The 22,632-nt window shown below is 38.9% G+C and carries 17 protein-coding genes; 5 read left to right on the forward strand and 12 right to left on the reverse strand.

All coding sequences use genetic code 11. The features are described 5' to 3' along the window. Positions 1 to 8 precede the first annotated feature (8 nt). Positions 9 to 857: a sugar phosphate isomerase/epimerase family protein gene (locus tag B154_RS0123855; protein ID WP_026260394.1), complete on the forward strand. Its 849-nt coding sequence runs from the start codon at positions 9 to 11 to the stop codon at positions 855 to 857. 317 nt (positions 858 to 1,174) lie between these two features. On the opposite strand, the gene B154_RS0123860 is transcribed toward B154_RS0123855, so the two are convergent. The 3 genes from B154_RS0123860 to B154_RS0123870 form a co-directional block, all read right to left on the reverse strand. Continuing rightward, the gene (locus B154_RS0123860) at positions 1,175 to 2,716 is read right to left on the reverse strand and encodes an acyl-CoA carboxylase subunit beta (protein WP_018616882.1); all 1,542 of its coding nucleotides are present in this window, start codon (positions 2,714 to 2,716) and stop codon (positions 1,175 to 1,177) included. A 38-nt stretch (positions 2,717 to 2,754) separates the two neighbouring features. Continuing rightward, positions 2,755 to 4,227 (reverse strand): acetyl-CoA carboxylase biotin carboxylase subunit, encoded by a 1,473-nt coding sequence (gene accC, locus B154_RS0123865; RefSeq protein ID WP_018616883.1) that lies wholly within the window; start codon positions 4,225 to 4,227, stop codon positions 2,755 to 2,757. 326 nt (positions 4,228 to 4,553) lie between these two features. Beyond that, entirely contained in the window at positions 4,554 to 5,048 is a 495-nt protein-coding gene (locus B154_RS0123870; protein WP_018616884.1) for a biotin/lipoyl-containing protein, read from the reverse strand. 627 nt (positions 5,049 to 5,675) lie between these two features. On the opposite strand from B154_RS0123870, the gene B154_RS0123875 reads away from it, so the two are divergent. Next, complete coding sequence (locus B154_RS0123875) at positions 5,676 to 6,500, forward strand: nuclear transport factor 2 family protein (protein ID WP_018616885.1); 825 nt, start codon at positions 5,676 to 5,678, stop codon at positions 6,498 to 6,500. Between the two features lie 190 nt (positions 6,501 to 6,690). On the opposite strand, the gene B154_RS32015 is transcribed toward B154_RS0123875, so the two are convergent. Further along, a complete protein-coding gene (locus B154_RS32015) occupies positions 6,691 to 7,116 on the reverse strand; it encodes a hypothetical protein (protein WP_018616886.1) in 426 nt (141 codons plus the stop codon). A gap of 149 nt (positions 7,117 to 7,265) precedes the next feature. Here B154_RS32015 and B154_RS32855 point away from each other — a divergent pair, with 149 nt between their 5' ends. Further along, complete coding sequence (locus B154_RS32855; RefSeq protein WP_169337695.1) at positions 7,266 to 7,490, forward strand: hypothetical protein; 225 nt, start codon at positions 7,266 to 7,268, stop codon at positions 7,488 to 7,490. A 419-nt stretch (positions 7,491 to 7,909) separates the two neighbouring features. Here the strand turns inward: B154_RS32855 and B154_RS0123890 are convergent, their stop codons facing one another. The 5 genes from B154_RS0123890 to B154_RS0123910 all read right to left on the reverse strand — a co-directional run bounded on the left by B154_RS0123890 (position 7,910) and on the right by B154_RS0123910 (position 18,124). Next, positions 7,910 to 11,002: an Ig-like domain-containing protein gene (locus B154_RS0123890; RefSeq protein WP_018616888.1), complete on the reverse strand. Its 3,093-nt coding sequence runs from the start codon at positions 11,000 to 11,002 to the stop codon at positions 7,910 to 7,912. A 513-nt stretch (positions 11,003 to 11,515) separates the two neighbouring features. Then, complete coding sequence (locus tag B154_RS31050; protein WP_018616889.1) at positions 11,516 to 14,689, reverse strand: Ig-like domain-containing protein; 3,174 nt, start codon at positions 14,687 to 14,689, stop codon at positions 11,516 to 11,518. Positions 14,690 to 15,145: 456 nt separating this feature from the next. Then, positions 15,146 to 16,699, reverse strand: a complete 1,554-nt coding sequence (locus tag B154_RS0123900; RefSeq protein WP_018616890.1) for a lipase maturation factor family protein — start codon at positions 16,697 to 16,699, stop codon at positions 15,146 to 15,148. Positions 16,700 to 16,860: 161 nt separating this feature from the next. Then, positions 16,861 to 17,154: an NIPSNAP family protein gene (locus B154_RS0123905; protein WP_018616891.1), complete on the reverse strand. Its 294-nt coding sequence runs from the start codon at positions 17,152 to 17,154 to the stop codon at positions 16,861 to 16,863. 478 nt (positions 17,155 to 17,632) lie between these two features. Then, complete coding sequence (locus tag B154_RS0123910; protein ID WP_018616892.1) at positions 17,633 to 18,124, reverse strand: DinB family protein; 492 nt, start codon at positions 18,122 to 18,124, stop codon at positions 17,633 to 17,635. Between the two features lie 172 nt (positions 18,125 to 18,296). On the opposite strand from B154_RS0123910, the gene B154_RS0123915 reads away from it, so the two are divergent. Further along, positions 18,297 to 19,838: a bifunctional GNAT family N-acetyltransferase/carbon-nitrogen hydrolase family protein gene (locus tag B154_RS0123915; RefSeq protein ID WP_018616893.1), complete on the forward strand. Its 1,542-nt coding sequence runs from the start codon at positions 18,297 to 18,299 to the stop codon at positions 19,836 to 19,838. Between the two features lie 259 nt (positions 19,839 to 20,097). On the opposite strand, the gene B154_RS0123925 is transcribed toward B154_RS0123915, so the two are convergent. From B154_RS0123925 to B154_RS32860, 3 genes are all read right to left on the reverse strand, one after another. Further along, positions 20,098 to 20,493 carry a GlcG/HbpS family heme-binding protein gene (locus B154_RS0123925; RefSeq protein WP_018616895.1) on the reverse strand — a complete coding sequence of 132 codons (396 nt, stop codon included), beginning with the start codon at positions 20,491 to 20,493 and terminating at the stop codon, positions 20,098 to 20,100. A gap of 85 nt (positions 20,494 to 20,578) precedes the next feature. Then, complete coding sequence (locus tag B154_RS0123930) at positions 20,579 to 20,989, reverse strand: Dabb family protein (protein ID WP_018616896.1); 411 nt, start codon at positions 20,987 to 20,989, stop codon at positions 20,579 to 20,581. 169 nt (positions 20,990 to 21,158) lie between these two features. Beyond that, entirely contained in the window at positions 21,159 to 21,305 is a 147-nt protein-coding gene (locus tag B154_RS32860) for a hypothetical protein (RefSeq protein ID WP_018616897.1), read from the reverse strand. A gap of 1,102 nt (positions 21,306 to 22,407) precedes the next feature. Here B154_RS32860 and B154_RS0123940 point away from each other — a divergent pair. After that, the coding region (locus B154_RS0123940; protein ID WP_026260396.1) for a heparan-alpha-glucosaminide N-acetyltransferase domain-containing protein at positions 22,408 to 22,632 on the forward strand (225 nt) is incomplete at its 3' end.

A 22,632-nucleotide genomic window follows, 5' to 3' on the forward strand; every position in this document is an offset into this window, starting at 1 on the left:
TCGCTTTTATGAATAAAATTGGATTTAATGTGCTGGCATGGTCAGCGGTAATTTCAGATGATTTAAAACCTATTGTAGATAGGCTAAAAACAATTGGCTACGACGGAGTAGAGTTCCTGGTAGGTTCGCCTGACACAGCAGCTTACAGATTGTTGGGGGATTATGTCAAAAATATCGGCTTAGAAGCAACTACTGTTTTTGTGGTAGGAAAAGAAGAAAACCCAATAAGCGAAGTAGAGACCGTAAGGGTCAAAGCACTAGACCGGATTAAGTGGGCTATAGATAGAACGTATGATTTAAATGCTAAAATAATATCCGGCCCTTTTCATTCTGCCCACGCACATTTCGCAAAACATGAGCCTCAAAATAGAGAATATGGATGGAGTGCAGAAGTTTTGCACCGTGCAGGTGAGTATGCCGCAGAAGCAAATATTACGCTAGGGTTAGAAGCTGTCAACCGTTTTGAATGTTATTTATGCAATACGATGGAACAACTGAAACGACTGGTAGACATGGCCGACCATCCCAATGTACAAGCTATGTTCGACACTCATCATGCCAATATTGAAGAAAAAAAATTCTCTCAAGCTATCTCAACAATTGCCCCTGTACTTACACATGTACATATTAGCGAAAACGACAGAGGCACACCTGGTGATGGACATGTAGATTTTGATGATGTGTTTTCTAAACTAGCAAAAATAAATTACCGGGGTTGGCTCACTATCGAAGCGTTTTCCCGTAACGATCCGGATTTTGCCAATTCTATTGGTGTTTGGCGCGAGTATTCTAAACCCTGGGATATTGCAGAAAGTGGTTTGAAATTTATTAAGCAAATGTGTACTAAGCACAAATAGAGGACTATTTGTTGAAAAAAATTTATTAGGGTTACTTTTTCAGGAGGAAAGAAAGGGGGCTGAGATAGAAATCCCGCCCCGTTTTTATCCAATATTCTATGAAAAACCAAGTGTAAGAGTGATGGTTTCTTAAAAAGGTTGCGGGCAATTTTACAAATTTTTGTACAAGCGCATATTTGGCAGTAACTTAAGCGGTAATTATATAATAATCGACTATTTAATGAACGGTAATTACCGCTGACCTTAATGGTGTTGGAAATGGTGAATATAATCACAGAAGAAGTTTGTTTTTCTAGATTTACATCCAATTAAACCCATTACAGAGGAATATTTCCATGTTTCTTTCTTGGCCTTTTCACTACTTTATTTTCCAGCATGGCAAATGCTTTGATCAGTTTTTTCCTAGTGTCTTTAGGTTCAATTACTTCGTCAATAAATCCTCTTTCAGCAGCCAGGTAAGGAGTGGCAAACTTTTCGGCATACTCAGCCTCTTTCTCCGATAACTTTTTAGCAGGATCTTCAGCTTCTGAAATTTCTTTTTTGAAAATAATCTCGCTCGCACCTTTTGCACCCATTACAGCAATTTCTGCCGTGGGCCACGCATAATTCATATCTGCACCAATGTGTTTGGAGTTCATCACATCATATGCTCCGCCGTATGCTTTCCTCGTGATCACTGTTATGCGGGGAACCGTGGCTTCACTCAATGCAAATAAAAGTTTAGCTCCGTTAGTAATGATGCCGTTCCACTCCTGGTCTGTTCCAGGCAAAAACCCTGGCACATCAACTATCACAAGCAATGGTATATTAAAACAATCGCAAAATCTAGTAAACCTCGCTCCTTTTTTAGAACTATCAATGTCTAATACACCTGCAAGTATCATGGGTTGATTAGCAACAATTCCGATACTTCTTCCGGCTAACCTGGCAAAACCTACCACTATATTTTCCGCGTATGAATTATGAATTTCAAAAAACGAGTCAGTATCACAAATGCCGGCAATGACAGCCTTTATATCATATGGCTGATTAGTGCTTTCAGGGATAATTGTTTCCAATACTTCCCTTGTTTCATCCCCCAAAGTGTAAGGATTTTTCAAAACGGTATCTTCGCAATTTTGCGGAATATAACTTAACAGCTTTTTCACCTGGCCGATGCAATCCATATCATTGGCAGCAGTAAGATGAGTCACACCAGATTTAGTGGAATGAGTTGATGCGCCTCCAAGCTCTTCAGAACTTACTTCTTCATGCGTTACTGTTTTCACCACGTTTGGCCCCGTTACAAACATATAACTGGTATTCTCCACCATTATGGTAAAATCAGTCATAGCAGGAGAATATACAGCTCCACCGGCACATGGCCCCATGATGGCAGATATTTGGGGAATGACCCCCGACGACTGAACATTGCGATAAAAAATATCAGCATAACCACCGAGAGAACGTACTCCTTCCTGGATCCTTGCACCGCCAGAGTCATTTAGGCCAATCATAGGAGCTCCTCCTTTCATAGCCATATCCATGATCTTACAAATTTTCTCTGCATGCGTTTCAGATAAAGCTCCACCAAAAACAGTAAAGTCTTGTGCAAAAACGTATATGAGCCTTCCGTTTACGCTGCCATAACCGGTAATAACACCATCCCCATAATACTGTTGTTCCTCCATCCCAAAATCTTTGGTGCGGTGTAAAACCAGTGCTCCTATCTCTTCAAATGAACCTGGATCCATCAATAAATTTATTCGTTCTCTTGCGGTAAGTTTTCCTTTGCTATGCTGAGTATCGATCCTTGCAATTCCTCCACCCAATTTGCCTTTTTCAATCTTTTCTCTTAGTATTTCGACCTTTGATTTCATTTACAAATATTTTTAAAAACCGCAATAATCTGTTTAAGTTATGCCAATCTTCTTTTCCAACTGGTGGTTTTGTGCTCTACCGGTTTCAGTATTTTTTGTTGCTCAAGCCAGTATTTCACACCTATTAAAGCAGCCGCTTCAGCATTTGCTTTTTGCTTTTCTTTTATGAGTTCCGGTGTGTAATGATTTTTTACAAAATGAGTATCAAACTTTCCCCTAATAAAAGCTTCGTGTTCAAAAACAAAAGTGCCAAACGGCAACGTGGTTGACAAGCCTTCAATCTTAAAATTTTTAATGGCCATTTTCATTTTTTGGATAGCTTCAGTTCTGTCCTTGCCATGGGTGACTAATTTGGCTATCATAGGGTCATAATAAATAGGAATTTGCATGCCTTCTTCGTACCCATCATCTACTCTTACGCCCTCACCTTGTGGTTTTATATAAGTTGAAAGAGTGCCGATAGATGGTAAAAAATTATTCAGGGGATCTTCTGCATATACTCTCAATTCTACTGCGTGGCCGTTGATAGCCAGATCGTCTTGTGTAAAACTTAATTTTTCACCCCTTGCAATTTTTATTTGCTCTTCTACCAGGTCAATACCAGTTATCATCTCAGTAACAGGATGTTCTACCTGCAACCTCGTGTTCATCTCAAGAAAATAAAAATTCATTTTATCATCCATTAAAAATTCCACGGTGCCGGTACTTGTATAGTTACACGATCTCGCTACCATGACGGCAGCTTCACCCATTTTCTTTCTTATTTCGGGAGTCAGTATAGCGGAAGGGGCTTCTTCCACTACCTTTTGATGCCGTCGTTGTATACTACACTCCCGTTCAAACAAATGAACAGTATTTCCATAGTTATCAGCCAGCACCTGTATTTCAACATGCCTGGGCGAGGTTACATACTTCTCAATAAAAACAGAACCATCGCCAAAAGAAGCCTCAGCTTCACTAATTGCTCTTTGCATTTGTTCTTCAAAATCAGCGTCTTTTTCAACGATCCTCATTCCTTTGCCGCCGCCACCTGCTGATGCTTTAATTAGTATGGGATAGCCGATCTGCCTTGCCGTTTCTTTCGCAACAGCAACGTCTTCAATAGCTTTATCGATGCCCGGAACCATAGGAATATTATACTGCTTAACACATTCCTTTGCAGCAAGCTTTGAACCCATTACACGCATAGCTTCAGCACGCGGGCCAATGAAAGTGATTCCCGCTTCTTCAACCTGCCGGGCAAAGTCTGCATTTTCACTAAGAAAACCGTATCCGGGATGAATTGCATCTACAGCCAACTCTTTACAATAAGCAATGATCTTATCCCCATTTAAATAGGAAGAGGCGGAAGCAGGAGCGCCTAAACACACTGCTTCATCGGCAAATGAAACGTGAGGTGAATTTCTATCAGCTTCAGAAAAAACTGCCACGGATTGAATACCCATTTTACGAATGGTACGCATGATACGTAATGCGATTTCTCCACGATTCGCCACTAAAATTTTTTTCATCTGAAATATTTACTTTAAAAGCTTTTATAATTTCCGATTACCTCTTTTTCGAGCTAAACAATCAATATTCATAAAATCTGTATTTTAGGTACAATGCAAACAACAATAGATGCCCAGCTGCTTAAAAACTGTAAATTGTTGGTTATAAATTGTTCGTTATAAATTGTTCGTTATAAATTGTTCATTATAAATTGTTCGTTATAAATAAATTGTTCGTTATAAATTGTTAGTTATAAATTGTTAGTTATAAATTGTTAGTTATAAATTGTTCATTATAAATTGTTCATCCCAAATTGTTTATCGTAAACTGTTCATTGTTCTTTGAATTACTCCAATTCCACTAATACCTGTCCTTTTTCAACAGCCTCCCCTGCGCTAACCGCAACCCGCTTAATAGTTGCGTCTGTATATATCAATATGCTGTTTTCCATCTTCATAGCAACCAAGATTAAGATCTTATCTCCTTCTGACACTTGCTGTCCTTCAGAAACCGCAATTTCAAGTACCAGTCCCGGCATTGGGGCTTTTATCTCTTTTATTTGCTTACCCGCCACGGTACTAAATCCCATTTTATCCAACATCAGGTCCAGTTCATCCTCGATGTGTATATGAAAACTTTCGCCCTCTATTTCTATGGTTTGCATTTTTGCCGATCGATCTGCTTCAATCAAAACAGCGTTCACTGATCGCTGGTTCTTCAACAGGTTAAATACTGTTGGCGATTTTTGAACCAGGTCAATGGCTTCAACCTGATCTTGTGTAAAGCAAAATTCAAATTCATTCACTTTTACTTTATACACCACTGAATTGTTTTCTGACATGGGTGGAGTTTATAGAATTTGTTTAACTCATTAAGATAAAAATGAGAGTAGTATTTATATATGCGAATGTAGTTTTTATAGTAATAAAACGTTGGTTTAAAAATTTTGAGGTCAAGTCTTTTTTATCATCCTTTTTACCTGTCGTTGATGTTGTGATAGGGGTATTGGCAATTCCAGTAATGTAAGACATATGAGGGCAAGAACATGTCACTGGACCTCGCAAATAGAAAAAACCTTAAAAATTTATTTGTTTAAAAATTTCTTTTTCAGGGGAAAACCAACTTAAACACTTTTCCGTATTTTTTTAAAAGAAGTAAAAATTATTACTTGTGATATTGGTCTTATGCTACCTACTATACGGCATTTATTGCAGAACTTACTATTCAATAAATATTGTGAGTTTAAAATACCAAATACAGATTAATAAATGGTGATTTTAGGATCCAATTACAAACAAACTTCTTTTCTCTGATAATTATTAACCTGTTGACTAGCACTGATTTCCCGACTAACCATCCAATTGTTTATTCTTTTTCGGCATTTACTATTTACCCCTTATGACCCTCCTTTGAGGTAAGAAAGCTTTTTAATAACGAAATTAATTTTTCACTTATAAATACCTTTATTATGTCTACAGCAATTTTAACTGACAATGCAACAACAGTAGCCAAAATGTACCAGGCCTTTAGCCGTGGCGACATTCCTTACATTTTAAGCAATGTAGCTGATGATTGTACCTGGATAGGCGCAGGAGAAGGTTCTCTGCCGCAAGGCGGAATGTATATCGGTAAAGATGCAATTCGCTTTTTCAGGCAACTGGAAGAAAACGAGGAATTTAACTCCTTCAATGTCACTTCTATTAATAATATCAATGATGTTGAAGTGGTAGCTTTTGGCGACATGAAAACCACTTCAAAAACAACCGGCAACAAGATTGCATGTGATTGGACCATGCATTGGAAATTTAATGAAGAAGGCAAGGCGGTATATTTTCATGATTTTTTTGACACAGCTGCGGCTTACCTTGCTGAACAAAAAGAAACCCAAACTTCAAAAAAAGAACACAATATTAGTATTGTAAAAAGAGCATTTGAAAACTTTTCAAAAGGAAACATACAGGGTATACTTGACTGTTGCACAAATGATGTAGTTTGGGGCTCGCATGAAAATCTTAGAGTACCTTATGCCAAAACCTTTTATGGTAAACAAGGTGCAGGAGAATTTTTTTCATTATTATCCGAAAGCATTAACTATTTAGCGTTTGAGCCAAAAGAATATTATGCCGATGGCGACAAGGTATTCGTCAAGGGCAATCATAAAGCAACCGTGAAATCAACAGGTAAAAGTTTTGCTCATGATCTGCTTATGGAGTTTACTTTAAAAGATGGAAAAATTTGTTCTTTTTTTGCCTGGGTAGATACCCATGACCAGGCGCAGGCTTTTCAAGCTTAAAAGTTTTTTATTGATAATTCTTCTTTCCAAGTGGGCTTCAGACCAAATTAGTAAGGATTATTATTTTCGATCTTAAATTTATTTGTTCCATTACCTCGTCACGCCTTGGGGAAATTGCATTTATGTCGGGCCATAAAACATTCGTGCTTATAACTAGCCGAGATGAGTGTAGATATGGCCCGTCAATCTCTTACCGCACCTTACCGGCAGCATTTTCTAAAACAACATTAGAAAATGTACCTGTACCAACTTTATCAGGTGAATGTGAGCAGAAGCCAATACCAACATAAAATGGACTATCTATATGCAGCTCGATTGGGTTACCTAACTGGTGCATCGGTTCGCCTTTCATGCTGACAAAAATGGCGAAGGCATCGCCACGCTTTTCTATGCCAATACGATGAGCGCCTTTCTCGTCAACACGCATTTCTTTAAGATTTTGGTTTTTTTCCGGTCGCCAGGCAAGGTGCATCAAACCGGCGACGTGAAGGGCCACCATGGCTTCTTTAGAATGATCCTCGAGGCTTTGGCGTATAATAACTACAACTTTGCGATCAGCGTAGCCGGTAGTATCGGGAAAGCTAACGTCAGCTGCCAGCGATACATCGCCAGACATTTTCTTCCACAGATAACGGAATTCGTCATGGGTATACCAGATATTATAACCGGCAGAGTTGATAATGTACTGTTTGGTAGCAGGGTCATAACTGGATGAGCCGGGACACCAGTGCAGCCCCTACATCGCTCTGACCGTCGAATATGCCTATGGGAGTATTTTCTGTTCGCGCAGGTCGATGGAAATCTAATGGCGGCGGAACTTGTTTATGTGTTGCAGATCCTGGCAGAGCCCAATTCGGCACCTCTACTTTTGAACTTGTTGTTTGTGCCGCCAGCCGATGTGATCGGGCACAAAATACCGTGGAAATCAGCAGGATGAATAAACCTTGTTTTTGGCGAGGATATAATTACAAAAACTATTATTCTTCGTAGTTATTAACTTTATTAACATCTTCATTTTATGTTTTTATTTATATAATCAAATAAACCTTCATTAAAAATAGAGATTATTTACATTCGATATTGACATTTTCATGAGCATCTCTATGATAATGTGTGTTACTCTAAACGTGCTATGCAATTAAATACAATTTAAATGCAACAAGTATTTATTGTGCGAATCCTCCTTGGCTATTGTTGTTAAAACACACCCAAGCTTGGTACTTTAGTGAAAACATTTGAAGTCAAATTTCATTTATTTTTTAAGAAACTTCTGCACCTACCCCATTTGCGCACACCCTAAAAATAGGGACTATCTAAAATAGGGCTGTGATAGAAATCGCAGCCCTATTACCAAAAATTCTAAAAACAGTTGTAAGATGATTAGTTGATGAAAGATTGTTATTACTCAGCTACAGCTTTACAAATTGCTTGTACGTGACCTTATCTCCGCTTACAACTTTTACAGTATACACTCCTTCCGTGAGAGATGAGACATCTATTTGTACGTTTGAATTACTTGTTTGAATTGTTTTCGCTACAACTCCTGACGCAGATATAATTGAAATAGTTGTTGGTTTATCTTGATTTGATAGAACAGTAGTAACCTGTAAAACATTCCTGGCAGGATTAGGGCTAAGTTTCAAATTTATCGCGGCTTTGCCGTCTCCGAATATTAATCTGCTACTTACGATGGTCGTACTATTTATAGTTATGGTTACAGGTGCAGAGGTGCTTGACAATCCCCTTGCATCATAAGCTTTTGCTGTTATTTTGTATTTTCCTGGCTGTGCATTCATCCAATTATAGGTGTAAGGGTAAATGTATTCTGTTCTCAATAAAGTTGTTCCATTATAAAACTCTACCTTACTTATTCTATCGTTTGCATCATGGGCGTCAGCAATTAAGCGGATAGTTGCCGGACTCGTGTAAGTGGTATCATGCATCGGGTTTATAATGGTTACAACAGGTGCTACATTAGAATCTGCTACCAATACGCTTATAGCATTAGATGTAATAATATTGCTGTTTTCATCATATGCTTTTGCGGTAAGCGTATAAGTGCCCGCAGGAACATCTGTCCATAAAAAACCATAAGGAGAAACAGTCTCCGTATGTATCAGAGTTGTATCGCTATAAAAACGAACTTTGGTTATTGTACTACTTACATTAGCAACTAAAGCATTAAGTTTAATTCTTGCAGGTGCGGAGTATTTTACAATATTAGCTGGAATGGAGAGAGTTACAGCAGGAGCTTTGGTTTCATCAGCAAGAAGATAACGAGCTATAATTCCAACAGGACCTAATGCATTACCCCCGCCCACTGCATACAATTTATTATCTGAAATAAGAACTTTTTGTATCGTACCACTTATTGATACTTGTTGAAAATTATTAAATCTCTCATCAGGGGTTCCATCATTATTATAACGTGCAAGAGCAAAAGAAGGGTCATACACCTCATCATAACCTAAATCGCCAACGCTACCGCCTACAACTATTTTTCCATCTTTTTGAATGGCTACACTCCTTGCGTCACTTCCACGGTAATCCTCCAATTCACCGTCGCCTGAAAAAGTACTATCAAGGTTACCATCAGAGTTATAGCGAGCAATGGTAATATGGGGTCCGTATCCGCGATAGCCATATCTCCACTGTCCTGATACTACTATTCTTCCATCTTCCTGGATTGCAACCGCCTCTGCCGAATAATTGTCTTCATCATTTTCATCATTCGGAGCAAAATCAATTGCCTGGTATCCATCTTCAGAAAATGTACTGTCAATACTTCCATCTTTATTAAACCTTGCAATTTCAAAAACATATAAACCACCTACAACTACAATTTTTCCATCCTTTTGCAAGGCAATGTCTTTCCACGTCGTACCTGAATTTATTTTACCCTTAATACCAAAACTCAAATCGGCTGATCCATTCTTATTATAACGCGCAATGCCTGAGCCTGACACCACTATTTTGCCATCGGCCTGAACAGCTACGCTGTTATAATCGCCGGACATTATTTTGCCATTGCTTCCGAAACTAACATCTGGTCGGCCATCGGTATTATAACGGGCAATGCCGCTACCTGCCACTACAATTTTGCCGTCCGTTTCAATGGCAATATCGTTCCAACCGCTTGAATAAACTTTCCCATTTTTCCCAAAACCAGTATCGGGTGAGCCATCGTTATTATAGCGAGCGACTTCCGATCCTGCAACTACAATTTTACCGTCAGCCTGCGCGACAGAACTTGTATAATTAGTAGGATCACTGAAATGTAGTGCAAGGGTTAACTTTCCATCCTGATCAAATGTTTTATCAAGGCTGCCATTGCTGTTATACCTGGCCGCTACGATACGTGAAAGCCCTCCTTTATCTGTATAACCTGCTATGGAAATCGCACCATTACTTCCGATAACGATATTGGTATAGTAGGTGGAGTCTACATCTAAGTCTGTGTTGTACAATAATTTCCCATCACCTGACAGAGTCTTATCCGGGCTTCCATCAGAATTAAAGCGAACAAGTCCAAAAAATTGGTCATACACATTATGTTTTACTGAAACAACTATTTTTCCATCATTTTCAAAAAGTATGGAGCCTGGAGTGTAATCCGTTGTAATCACTCCATTATTGCCGAAGGAACTATCCACGCCTCCAATGCTATTGTAACGGGATATGTAGTCAGGACCACCAACTACAATTTTTCCATCACTTTGTATTGCTACGGTTGAAGGATATGATGGGATTTCAGTTCTTGAAAAAGTGGTATCGTTACTCCCATCAATATTAAAGCGATTTACGGCATAAGGATTATAATCTAAAGCAGCAACCATTTTTCCATCATTTTGAAATGCATATGGAGAATCAAAATCATATAGATTTAACATTACTACTTGTTCTTTACTGCCATCCTGATTATAATATGCAACAACTAATTGATTTCCATTGTAGTTGGAAGTCTCACAAAGCAAAATTATTTTTCCATCATTTAGTATCGTTAGAGACAAGGGGACCTGAGAGTCTCTACCAAAATTTTCAATCTTTTTTCCAAAAGAATTGTCCAGACTCCCGTCGGTGTTATAGCGAACCATCAATACCTCCCTTCCCAAATGACTGTTAACAGAACCTGCCACTACTATTTTACCATCGGGTTGCATTGCTGCATATGCTCCTCCCTCTACCGGACAACAGTATGATGGGTTTAAAGGTAATGGTTTTGAGTAGCCATTGTTTCCATAGCTAATGTCGGGCGAGCCATCAGCATGTATTTTTTTAATGAAAGTTCCAAATTTCTCACCTGGAGCTTCAATAAGAATATACATACTTCCATCTAGTTGTAACATCAATCGTTTTGCTTTAGAAGGAACATCTCTGCCAGATCCAGTATTTGTTTTTACAATACCATTCGCTCCGAATGATGAATCAAGCTGGCCCGGCTGCGAATAAATAATTGCAGAAAAGCAAAAAAACACATTAAAAAGTAAAAGGTATTTTTTCATATTCAGGCTTTTTTGTTAGTGAAGAGTTGATTATAATGCTGTTTGTTTTTACTATTTTTTATTGAAAATTAGTGACTTTACTTTTCACAGAAGTTACAGTATTAGGTATTGGTAAACAATGTAATACACTCGAATTTTTGAAAAGCATGAAAATTGGTGGAGGATATTTTGAAATTGTCAGGAACTGCAATAAATTAAAAATAACATTATCGCAATCAATTGCATTAAATACCAACTTTTTCTATAGATAATGGAAATAAACAGTTCATTCAGTGATTACGATAAAAGATACTATTACTCAGTTCAACATAGAATTATCAAACTTATACTGCATCTCTAAAATAAAGAAGTATTTTAAAAAATGCAAGTAATAATATTTAAAGGAACATTTGTCTACAAGATAAACTTTACTTTAATTAATTTTTATAATAAAAAATAGCCTGACAATTAACTGGGCTTTAAATAAAAAATGAAGAAATACGGTTTTCTTTAAAAATAATTGAAAATGAACACTTACAATTTCACAAACTGCTTATACATTACCTTGTCACCGCTTACAATTTTCAGAGTGTAGACAGCACTTGCCAGTGATGAAACTTCCAGTTGTATAACCTGATGCAGATTTACATGTTCTGTTTTCATTACAACTCCTGCTGCAGATATAACTGATATTGTTACAGGCTTACTTTGGTGCAAACCTTTTGTATAGATCTGTAAAATATTATGTACAGGATCAGGACTTACTTTCAGACTTAGTTGCCCCATGTTAATTTCTTGTTCAAAAGGTCTTTGACCTATTATTGTTGCGTTTGTAAGGGTGATTGTAACAGGTGCAGATGTAGTGGAAAGACCTTTGACATCTGTAGCTTTAACAGTTATAATGTATGTTCCGGACTGTACATTTGACCAATTATAGGTATAAGGATAAATGTATTCTGTTCTTAATAATGTTTTTCCACTATAAAACTCTACCTTACTTATTCTGTCATTTGGATCATGTGCTTGTGCAATCAGACGGATAGTTGCAGGGCCTGTATAAGTTGTATCGTCACCAGGATTTAGTATACTTACTACTGGTGGAACGTTTTCCTCCACTACTGCTACATTGATAGCATTAGAAGTAGTCACATTGCCGCTGTTATCATAAGCTTTTGCCGTAAGACGGTAATTACCTACTGGAACACTATTCCACAAAAAGCCATAAGGGTAAACATCTTCAGTATGCACTAACATTGTGCCGTTATAGAACCTGACTTTAGTTATTTCGCCGTCTTCATCTGTTGCTGTAGCATTGAGTTTAATTCTTGCTGGCGCGGAGTATTTTACAATATTGTAAGGGATGGAAAGACTGACTGTCGGAGGTTTGTTTTCGCTTACTCCATCGAGAAGGTATCTTGCTACAGCTCCAACTCTACCCGGATTTTGGTGATACCCCACTGCATATAATTTATTGCCTGCAATGGCTATATCGTTAATACCTCCTTCACTTTCTTCATCCACCTGTTTTCCACCTTTGCCAAATGTATTGTCTAAACTTCCATTCTTATTAAATCTTGCAAGGAGAAAGTGATCGTTAGATCCCCCAACGACTATCTTGCCATCACTTTGTACGACCACAGTGTTAGCGGTACCAGCGAACGAAGTTTGCTTTCCATCTTCAGAAAAAGTAGTATCAAGGGTGCCATCTATATTATAACGTGCAAGAGCAAAATAAGAGGTGTCACCAGTATTACCTATAACCACTATTTTCCCATCAGTTTGTATAGATACAGCCTTAGCTATATCATGGTATGACCCGAAATCGGTTGTTTGCTTACCATCTTCAGAAAAAGTCTTATCAAGTGTACCATTAGTATTGTAGCGGGCAAGGACAAAATCAGAATTCGGATAAACGCCTCCAGAACCTGCCAATACAATTTTCCCATCATTTTGGATGGCTATAGATTGACAATCAAAATTAGTGTTTTGATTGCTATCTGCAGAAAAAGTACTATCCGGAGTCCCATCAGCATTCAAGCGAGCAACAATAAAACTGCCATACCTGCCCGCCACTACTATCTTTCCGTCCCTCTGTATCGCTATAGAGGCAAAAATAATAGAGGTTTGATTAAATATTTCAAAGGTATTGTCAAGAGTGCCATCGGTATTATAGCGGGCAACGGAAGAATTAAAATCTCCATATCCATCATCATACGTACCAGCCACTACAATCTTTCCATTCTTCTGCACCGCGATTGAAGAAATCGTAAAGTCAGGGGTTTGTTTTGAAAAACTCTTATCGAGGGAACCGCCAGTGTTGTAGCGGGCAAGAGCACCTTGGCTCGCCCAGCCATAGCCTGTGAAGATACCGCTCGGTGAGTTACCGGCCGCTACAATCTTTCCATCACTTTGTATAGCGACGTTGGTATAATAAGTATCACTTACGTGTACAAAATCTTCCAGCTTTCCGTCTTTTGAAAAAGTAGTGTTTAGAGTGCCATCCGCATTATAGCAGGTAACCTTAAAATAAGGAATGTCATTGTACACAGTTCCTGCCACTACGATGCTATTGTCGCTTCGTATTGAAACTGAATTAGGATATGCCCCACCACTACCTACATCCTCGCTCAGTCTTCCATCCTCCGAAAAAGTACTATCAGGAGTGCCATCAGAATTGAAGCGGGCAACACTAAAGTCGCTGCCACCAACTGCTACAATCTTTCCATCAGTTTGTATGGCTACAGAGGTAGCCCAAGGGAGAGCAGGATCAGGAACTAAAATCCCATCGGCTGAAAAACTTTTATCAAGGGATCCATCAGTATTGTAGCGGGCGAGGGTAAGACTTCGGTAATCTTCGCCGGTACCTCCTGCCAATACGATCTTTCCATCCCTTTGAATGGCTATGGAATAAGCAATATCATATGTATTAAAATTAGTTGTTTGCTTTCCATCTTTTGAAAAGGTTTTATCAAGGGATCCATTAGTATTGTAGCGCGCAAGGGCAAAATCGCTTTTGCTTCCTTTAGAGGTAATGCCTATTACTACAATCTTTCCATCCTCTTGTACAGCCACTGATGAAGCACGATCATCGCCGGATGCAAAGTCGACCGTAAGGTTCCCATCACCCGAAAATGTAGCATCGAGAGTGCCATTAGTATTGTAACGGGCAAGGGCAAAATCACCCGAACTCGTTCCTGCTGCTACAATCTTTCCGTCACGCTGTATTGCTACTGATGAAGCTACATCCTTGCCCGGGCCAAAATCGGTGGTAAGTATTCCATCACCTGAAAAAGTGGTATCAACGGAGCCATTAGCGTTGTAACGGCCAAGGGAAAAATTATCATAATCAGGATAATTTCCTGTATAGCCGACTACTACAATTTTTCCATCACTCTGAAAAGCTCCGTGGGCAACTTGAAAATGAATGAATTTCGAATTACCGTTATAACCGTAAGATGAGTCCACAGTACCATTAGCGTGAAGGCGCGTAATGGAAGATGAACTTCCGTCTGAAACAATAAGGTAGATAGATCCATCTTTTTGTGTTAAGACCTGTTTACCGTATGCCCAGCCCGCACTGGTTGATAAACCAAAATCTGCAGTAACTATTCCATTCTTGCCAAATGACGCATCAAGCTGACCCGCCTGAGTGTGGCCGAAGTTTGAACAACTAACAATTGTTGTGATTAATAAAGCAAACTGTTTCATATGTAAGTTTTAATATTTATCGTTTATCAACCTTGCTGTTTTTTTATAATTATTTGCTTCATTGCGGAGAAAAGCAGTATTTACAAAAATTATAAAAACGTAAACGATGCTATATCACGGTCAGTTTAGAAGGGGTTGGAAATGCCAAAGTTGTTCAGGAAGAATTATTTTTAAGAAAAGTAACTTATAAATTTAAACATTTTTTTCAGCTAATGCAAGAAGGAATTTTATAAGAAAAAGTTCTTTTTAAATTTTTCAGTTAATGAGCGATACAATCAGATAAAGCTATCCTGCGTCTGGAACCGCTTGCCTGATTTTTTTAAAAAAAGTACTATTCGTTTTTACTTTAAAGCTTGCCTGAAATACATTTATACTTTCATTCTTTTTAATATTATCTTCAGGTTACTATATGAGAACGATTTAACCGCGGGACAGCACCGTGATTTCTCTAGCAATTTAAGGAATCCATCCTTCACTTTTCAAAAACTCAACAAGACGTGGATCGTTAGCTGACATGGCCGGAAGCCAAATATTCACCCGCTCACGATTCCACCAAAGGCCCTGTGGATTGTTTGGCTTTGCAAACCTATAACGATATAAAACTGCCCTGACATAAAGGGGCGGCTTATTTGCAAAGGGATTGGCAGCAAACAAACTTACAGCGCCGGGATCATTATGAAGAAGTTTTGAGACAAGATTTAATGTCCACGGATATTCATCGGGAGTCGACATAGCTGCAAACCACATTTGCCAGTCTAACCGCAATTGGTAAGGAGCTATTTGTGGTGGACGCTTGTCAAGGGATACGGGCAGACCCTTATAAATATACGGTTTCCAGTTGGCTTTGTCACTCGAGTCTTTATCCGTTGTTCCTTCGAATATTACATTCAAACGTTCCTGTCCCACAGTTCCGAATGCACCATATGTATTTACGAGATCAAAAGGATCGAATGAGGTGTTCATAATTTGGCGCGGAGATAGTATGTTAAACACAGGCTGAATGCTAAGGATTGCGATAACAGTGGTTACAACCCAGGCAGTATTTATCATGGGACGGGATACTTCGGCGCGATTAGCGGCAGCTTCCGCTTTACGAACGAGGCTGTAAGGAAGAAGTTTGCACCAGAAGCCATCATCAAAACACGCTAAAGCAGGAATGATGGTTAACCAGTTTAAAAACGAGAGGTTGCCGCTAAGAAAAATGTTGATCTGGAATAAGACGATAACCGCTCCGGCAAGATGACGTGCCAGTCTTGGCCAGAATACAAACAAAGGAGCAGCGACCTCCGCCAGCCAATTAAACCAGACACCAATTCTCAAACTTGTCCGAGGCAGAAAATGAAACCAACGGCTTAACGGACCCGGTATAGGTTGTGTTTCAAAGTGGTAGTAGAGGGCCGTCCCATTACGCCATATTTCATCACCACGTAGCTTGATCAATCCGGCACCAAGCATGATGCGGCAGATAAGCCAACGGAATAAAACGATAATTTGCATTGGTGGTGCATACCGGGGAAACGGGCGCAGATCAAGTATTGGACAAAGAAAGATGGCGAGAAAACCGGTCTCAGTAAGTTGAATTTCCCAACCGTATCCATACCACTCCTGGCCAACATGTACGATGGACATATAGAGAAACCAGAGAACAGCCAGCAGCAGCGCATTGGCGTAACCTGCGACCACGATGCAGGAAAGCAGGAATCCGATCCATGCAACCGTTAAAAGGGCTGTATCAGAATGCACTAGCCAAAAGACAGATGGCAGGCGCATAAATGCTGCTCCATCTGAACCCAGTGCCTTACTTACATTGTGTAAGTAAATACCTACAGGAAGAAGTCCATCAGAGCCTATCAAAGGAATAACCTGGTTAATTGCAACGAGAAACGCTACTGCGTAAATTACTCCCAGCAAACGAAGGATGACAAATCGAGTAAGCCAATATGTTGGAGAGGCCCCGGGCGCACCAAAATTTCTTTGATATCCGCTATCCATTTCGTTTTTCACTTCCATCTGCGACCTCTTACTTTCCGCGCATAATAATTGTATTAATTTTATTAGTATTTGCAAAAATTGATCCTGAAAATGGGAAGCAAAAAATTGCCATTAAGGTTAGTTTCCGATGTCGGAAATGTGCACTGAATGGGTCGCTACTATGCAGAGAATATGAAATATTACCAGACCTGGTAAATTTCCCGTGAGCCTGTCAGGTACATGTTTGTATACCCTTTCATCTTCTCGTTCATCTTTTTCATTTCTTCACTGTCTTGTTTGTATTTCTCCCAATTTTGTTCATACGCCGTTAGGCTCTCATATTTGCTTACAATCACAACTTTATTAAATTGACCCGTCATATCAGTCATAATGTTGACAAATTCTCCGTTGTTCTCCATTACTTCTTTAAAAAGTTTTGCAAGTTTTGAAGCATTACCTGGCTTGCAAATAAAAATATCATGAACAATGATCATAATTGATTTTTTATTTGAGGTATATAGTTTAAAAAGAGAAAGAAGAATAAAGGTATAAAAAGTTATAAATAAAGACAAAAAGGGCGCAGACAATTGGTGGATCTCAAAAGCTATGTGTTTTTACACTTGTAAAGATTTGGGAATAATTTTTAGAATGTACGAAGACGATTGTTATTATTAATATTGTTGCGATAAACAGGCTTATTAAATTCTTTACCCACAGCCAACATCTCGGGCAAAATTGCTTCCGCCAATTTTGCCTTTAAATCTCAGACTCCATATTGCCGATACAGAAAGTAACAATAAACGATAGTCAATTCATTAATTTATAGAAATACAAAAAAGGTCAGAAAAAGGTTTGAAGAAAAACCAAAAACTAAATTAAGTTGTTTACCGCGTAATCTCACCTGAATTATTCTTTCTGGTGTTTTAAGTTACGCTTAAATGCCGTACTTATCGTTTAACTCTTCTTTTCAAATCATTCATCCTTTGACTTCAAAAGAAGAAGCTGTCCAAGGTGATTTGCTAAATGGTTCGTCCTGTTAACAATAATATTGAGCTTATTCCTGTGGCGTTCTTTTGCAAAGTCCTCCTCCGATACCGAAGTGTGTTTTTGAAACCATGTTTCAGGCGACAAGGCTGAGATTTTATTGGCAAGATTTGTATTTATTTCTTTCCAACACTGACGCAGCATTTGGGTTGTCGGCAACTCTGTAACCTCTTTATCAGGCCTCTCTACAAACGGCTGCCACAATTCTGGGTGTAAAGAACTGCCCAGTTCCAATAAAGGTAATATGCGGTCGTGCACTGCTGCAAGGTGCCCTAATAGATAAATTCCCCTGTTCCTTCCGGGTGCTATTTCCTTCATTAATTGTTCATCAGACAATGAATTGAACAATTCATCTGTCCTTTTTAAATGCGTATTCCATGCATCTAACACCATTTTGATTAAAACAGTTTCGCTTGTCATTGTCTATAATTGTATAATCAAATTTAATTGCTATTTCTTCAAATACTGACTTATGATGTCGCAAATTAGAATTTTGCAGTATTGTCTTTATTGCGAATGTAAAAAGTGAAAGTTCAGTCAATGGGCATCAGACTTTATGATATTGTAAAAAACGGGGGTAAATTGCACTCAAATGGAAATTAAGAACGAGGATTTAAAGATCGAGTTACGAACGCTTACAAAGGATGATTATATAGGTTTAAAAGCTTCAATGATAGAAGCTTATTCAGATTGGGAAGGCGCCTCTTTTTGGGGCGAGAAGGATATTAGTAAACTGGTAGAAATATTTCCAGAAGGCCAGATTTGCCTGGTAGTCAATGGCGCAATAGCAGGATGTGCACTATCACTTATTGTTGATTACGACAAATTTGGCGACAATCATACCTATGCACAAATAACCGGCAACTATACGTTTTCTACACATGATCCCAAAGGAGACGTTTTGTATGGCATCGACTTTTTCGTACATCCTGATTACCGGGGAATGCGAATCGGAAGAAGACTGTATGATGCCAGGAAGGAAATATGTGAAAGGCTTAACCTGAGAGCAATAATAGCGGGTGGCAGAATTCCGCAGTATAAAAATTATGCAGATAAGCTTTCACCCAAAGAATATCTCGACAGGGTTAAAGGAAAAGAAATACACGACCCTACCCTATCATTCCAGTTAGCTAACGATTTTCACGTAAAAAAGATCTTAAAAGGCTACCTACCCGGCGATACTGAATCTCTTGAATACGCATCTCTATTGGAATGGAATAATATTTATTATAATGAGGAGGCTGCCCATATCAACTCTAAAAAATCTATTATAAGAGTGGGTTTGGTTCAATGGCAGATGAGGCCTTTCCCAGATTTGGATTCATTGTGCGAGCAAATCGAGTTCTTCGTAGACGTTGTAAGCGACTATCAAAGTGATTTCATCTTGTTTCCCGAGTTATTCAATGCCCCTTTAATGACTGCCTATAATCATTTAACCGGGGCAGAAGCCATGCGTGAGATAGCTAAATCGACCATTACTTTGCGGGACAAGTTCATTGAGTATGCTATTAGCTACAACATTAATATTATCACTGGTAGTATGCCTTACCTCGACAACGGCACCTTGCAAAACGTGGGTTACTTGTGCCGTAGAGATGGCTCGTACGAAATGTATCAAAAGATTCACCTAACTCCTGCGGAAAAGAATGCGTGGGGGATGGTGGGTGGTGATTCTATTACTATTTACGATACAGACTGTGGTAAGATCGGAATTCTGATTTGTTATGATGTTGAATTTCCGGAACTGCCGCGATTATTAGCTGAACAAGGAATGCAAATTCTTTTTGTCCCTTTTATGACTGACACCCAAAACGGATATACCCGCGTTCGCAGTTGCGCGCAGGCCAGGGCAATAGAAAACGAATGTTATGTAGCTATAGCGGGCAGTGTAGGCAACCTGCCAAAAGTACACAACATGGATATTCAATATGCACAGTCAGCAGTTTTTACGCCTTCTGATTTTTCCTTTCCAAGTAACGGAATTAAAGCAGAGACAACACCTAATACGGAAACTACCCTGATTGCTGATGTTGACGTAGATCTATTAAAAGAACTTCATAGTTTTGGCGCCGTCAGGAACCTTAAAGACAGGAGAACAGATATTTATAAAATAATAAATAAGAGTAAAAAATAGCGCCCTTCCAAGCTTAGTTAGACGCTAAGCGATTGTTTTTCTTTCGCGATTTTTGGTTGCCAGGCTTCAGCTTGTCGAAGCCCTTGTATTTGTTTTGCATTTTTGTACAAACTAAAGCAACTCAGATTAATCATCGTGGAGTTTACGCTAAAGAATCAAAGGGTCGCATTTCGTTCATTGGCAAATCTTTAATCACCTGGCTTTCCAATTGTCGGGAAACTTTCGCGTGCTCTTTTTCGCAGGTAAAAATTTACCTTTTTTAAAATGCAGTAACACCGGCTTCAGCCACTGAATGATCCTGCTCCCCTGAACCTCCGCTAACACCTATAGCTCCTACAACTTTTCCGTCCTTTTTAAGTGGAATTCCGCCCGCAAAAATCATAATCTTACCATCATTAGATGCGTTGATACCAAAAAACTGTCCACCCGATTGCGAATGCATTGCAAGATCCTTGGTAGAAATGTCAAAGGCTCTTGCAGTAAAAGCTTTTTTAATTGAAATGTCAATGCTTCCGATCCATGCGCCATCCATTCGAACGTGCGCTATTAAATTTCCTCCGGCATCAGCTACTGCTATGTTCATTGGTTGTCCTATTTGCGTAGCCTTTTCTTCAGCGGCAGCAATTATTTTTCTTGCGTCATTAAGTGTTATCATTCTATATAATTTTTAAACTGGATTAGAAATTTGTTTGTCGGATAAGCAAACCCACTACGGCAAGCCATCTTACGCCTGCTCTTTATTAAGGAGCAACTTTCGAGTTTATAACCAATACCTTTTCCCAGATTGACTTGTTTTGTTGGATAAAACGCTGATGAACAGGATGAATTGAGTATAGTCTTATTTCTTCTTCATTCCTGTATGTACAGTAATGCATTACATCATACTCCGGCTTTTCGGTGAGATCCCCCTTCACGGTAAAACCGGCACGGTACGACAAAATGTACGGAATGCTGTCCTTTAAATGAGCAAAGCCTCGCATGTGCTGCTCAATTGCCTCGGCGGTGGTGCCAGCTTTAAATTTAAAACAGACAATACGTTGAATAATGCTATCACCTGATAAACCAACATAACTACCCGTTGAAGTAAAAGCCTTTTGATTAAAGGCTGACAGCAGAACCATTACAAATCCTATAGATATTATTTTTTTCATTGCATTTTATTAAGGCAAAAGGTAGTTAAAAATAATTGGAATATAAACAGCAGGTACATTGTTCCACCTGTTGCATTTCGGACACGATCATAACCAGGATATGGAAAAATGACCTGACGTTAGTATTTGATCGGTTGCAGATTTTTAAAAATGAGAATGTTTTCTACATTCAAACGAAGCTGTTTGTAGGACTAGCAGCCGCTACCCTTTCAACCTCCCTCAACACCTCCTGGAAACTCGCCAACGCACTCGCCAAATTCTCGGCTATTTCGTCTGCTAATACACCAAGGGTCGGGAAGGTTATCCAATTCAGCATGTGACTTATCTTTCAACGAGGTAACTGCCTCAGCTTTCTGTCACTTTCTTTTCCTTGATGGAAAGAAAGTAACCAAAGAAAAATCAAGAAAGGAACGATAACGGCCCGTTCCTTTCACTGTTCCTTGATTAAGCTATATTGCTACTGTGACTTCAGCATTTGTTTTTCATGCCTGTTCATTTTTAACTTCTCTAATCTCAAAAGATGTCACCGAATTGTCAAGGCAGATTGCTTCGTCGTCGTGCCTCCTCCTGGCAATGGCATACTTTCTATTTTCAGCTTTTATAGTTGGTTCATCTTTCTTTTCTTTTTTGCTTGTCCAAAAAAGAAACAAAAAAAGACCTCCGAGAATGAAAACGGCCCATTCTCGGATTGGTATTACAATTAAGCTTTTGTAGTACTGTAGTGAAGGGCAGTCGTACCTTGATTTTTTCTTTAAATCCTTATTATCCTACTAATCCCACCAATCCCAAAAATCCCGGTTAAGACAGAAGAAACAAAAAAAGAACCCGGAAAACGATAGCAGCCCGTTTTTCGAATCGTATTTCAATGCAGCTGTAGAATTACTGTGATGAAGAACAGTGTGCCTATCTGGTATAGCACTAAGAGTTTTACTAAATTATAAAAAGGCGACAGTTAATCAGCAGATTGCTTCATACCTCCCAATGACGAAGCAACTAAACACCTTTCAAGCATTTCAACACCTCCCTAAAACTCCCCAACGCACTCTCCAAATTCTCCGCTATCTCCTCTGCTAACACATCAGGATCGGAAAGGTTACCTATGTCGCCAAGCAATTAGTCTTTTAATCAGGTGATGTCTAAAAAAGCCTTATCACGGGCAATGATTTCTTTGTAAGTAAACATCTTCCAACGGCGTTCTGTGTTCTGGATTGGATGCGAAACTATGATCAAAAGACCGCTCTTTAAACAAAACCTTACAAGAATAGCGTTAAAGGTTGGAGTAGATAGGGTACGCCTGTTTTATAAATACCAAGCCAAATAGCTTAGCCAGCCAAAGAATGACAATATGTTTGGTGATGTACAACAACAAGTTGAAAGCGTGAATATTAAAACGTAAATTAGGACTCTTAACCTGCTTTATGAGTACTACTATAGTTCAACCAAAGCAACGCATACANNNNATTGATATGTTGCGGGGAATTGTAATGCTTATAATGGCGCTGGACCATGTTCGTGATTTTTTACACGTAACTGCATCCACAGATTCGCCCACCAATCTTGATACAACTACTCCGCAGTTATTTTTTACAAGATGGATAACGCATTTTTGTGCACCCGCATTTGTTTTTCTTTCGGGTACTTCT

Source organism: Segetibacter koreensis DSM 18137 (assembly GCF_000374045.1).
Taxonomy (GTDB): domain Bacteria; phylum Bacteroidota; class Bacteroidia; order Chitinophagales; family Chitinophagaceae; genus Segetibacter; species Segetibacter koreensis.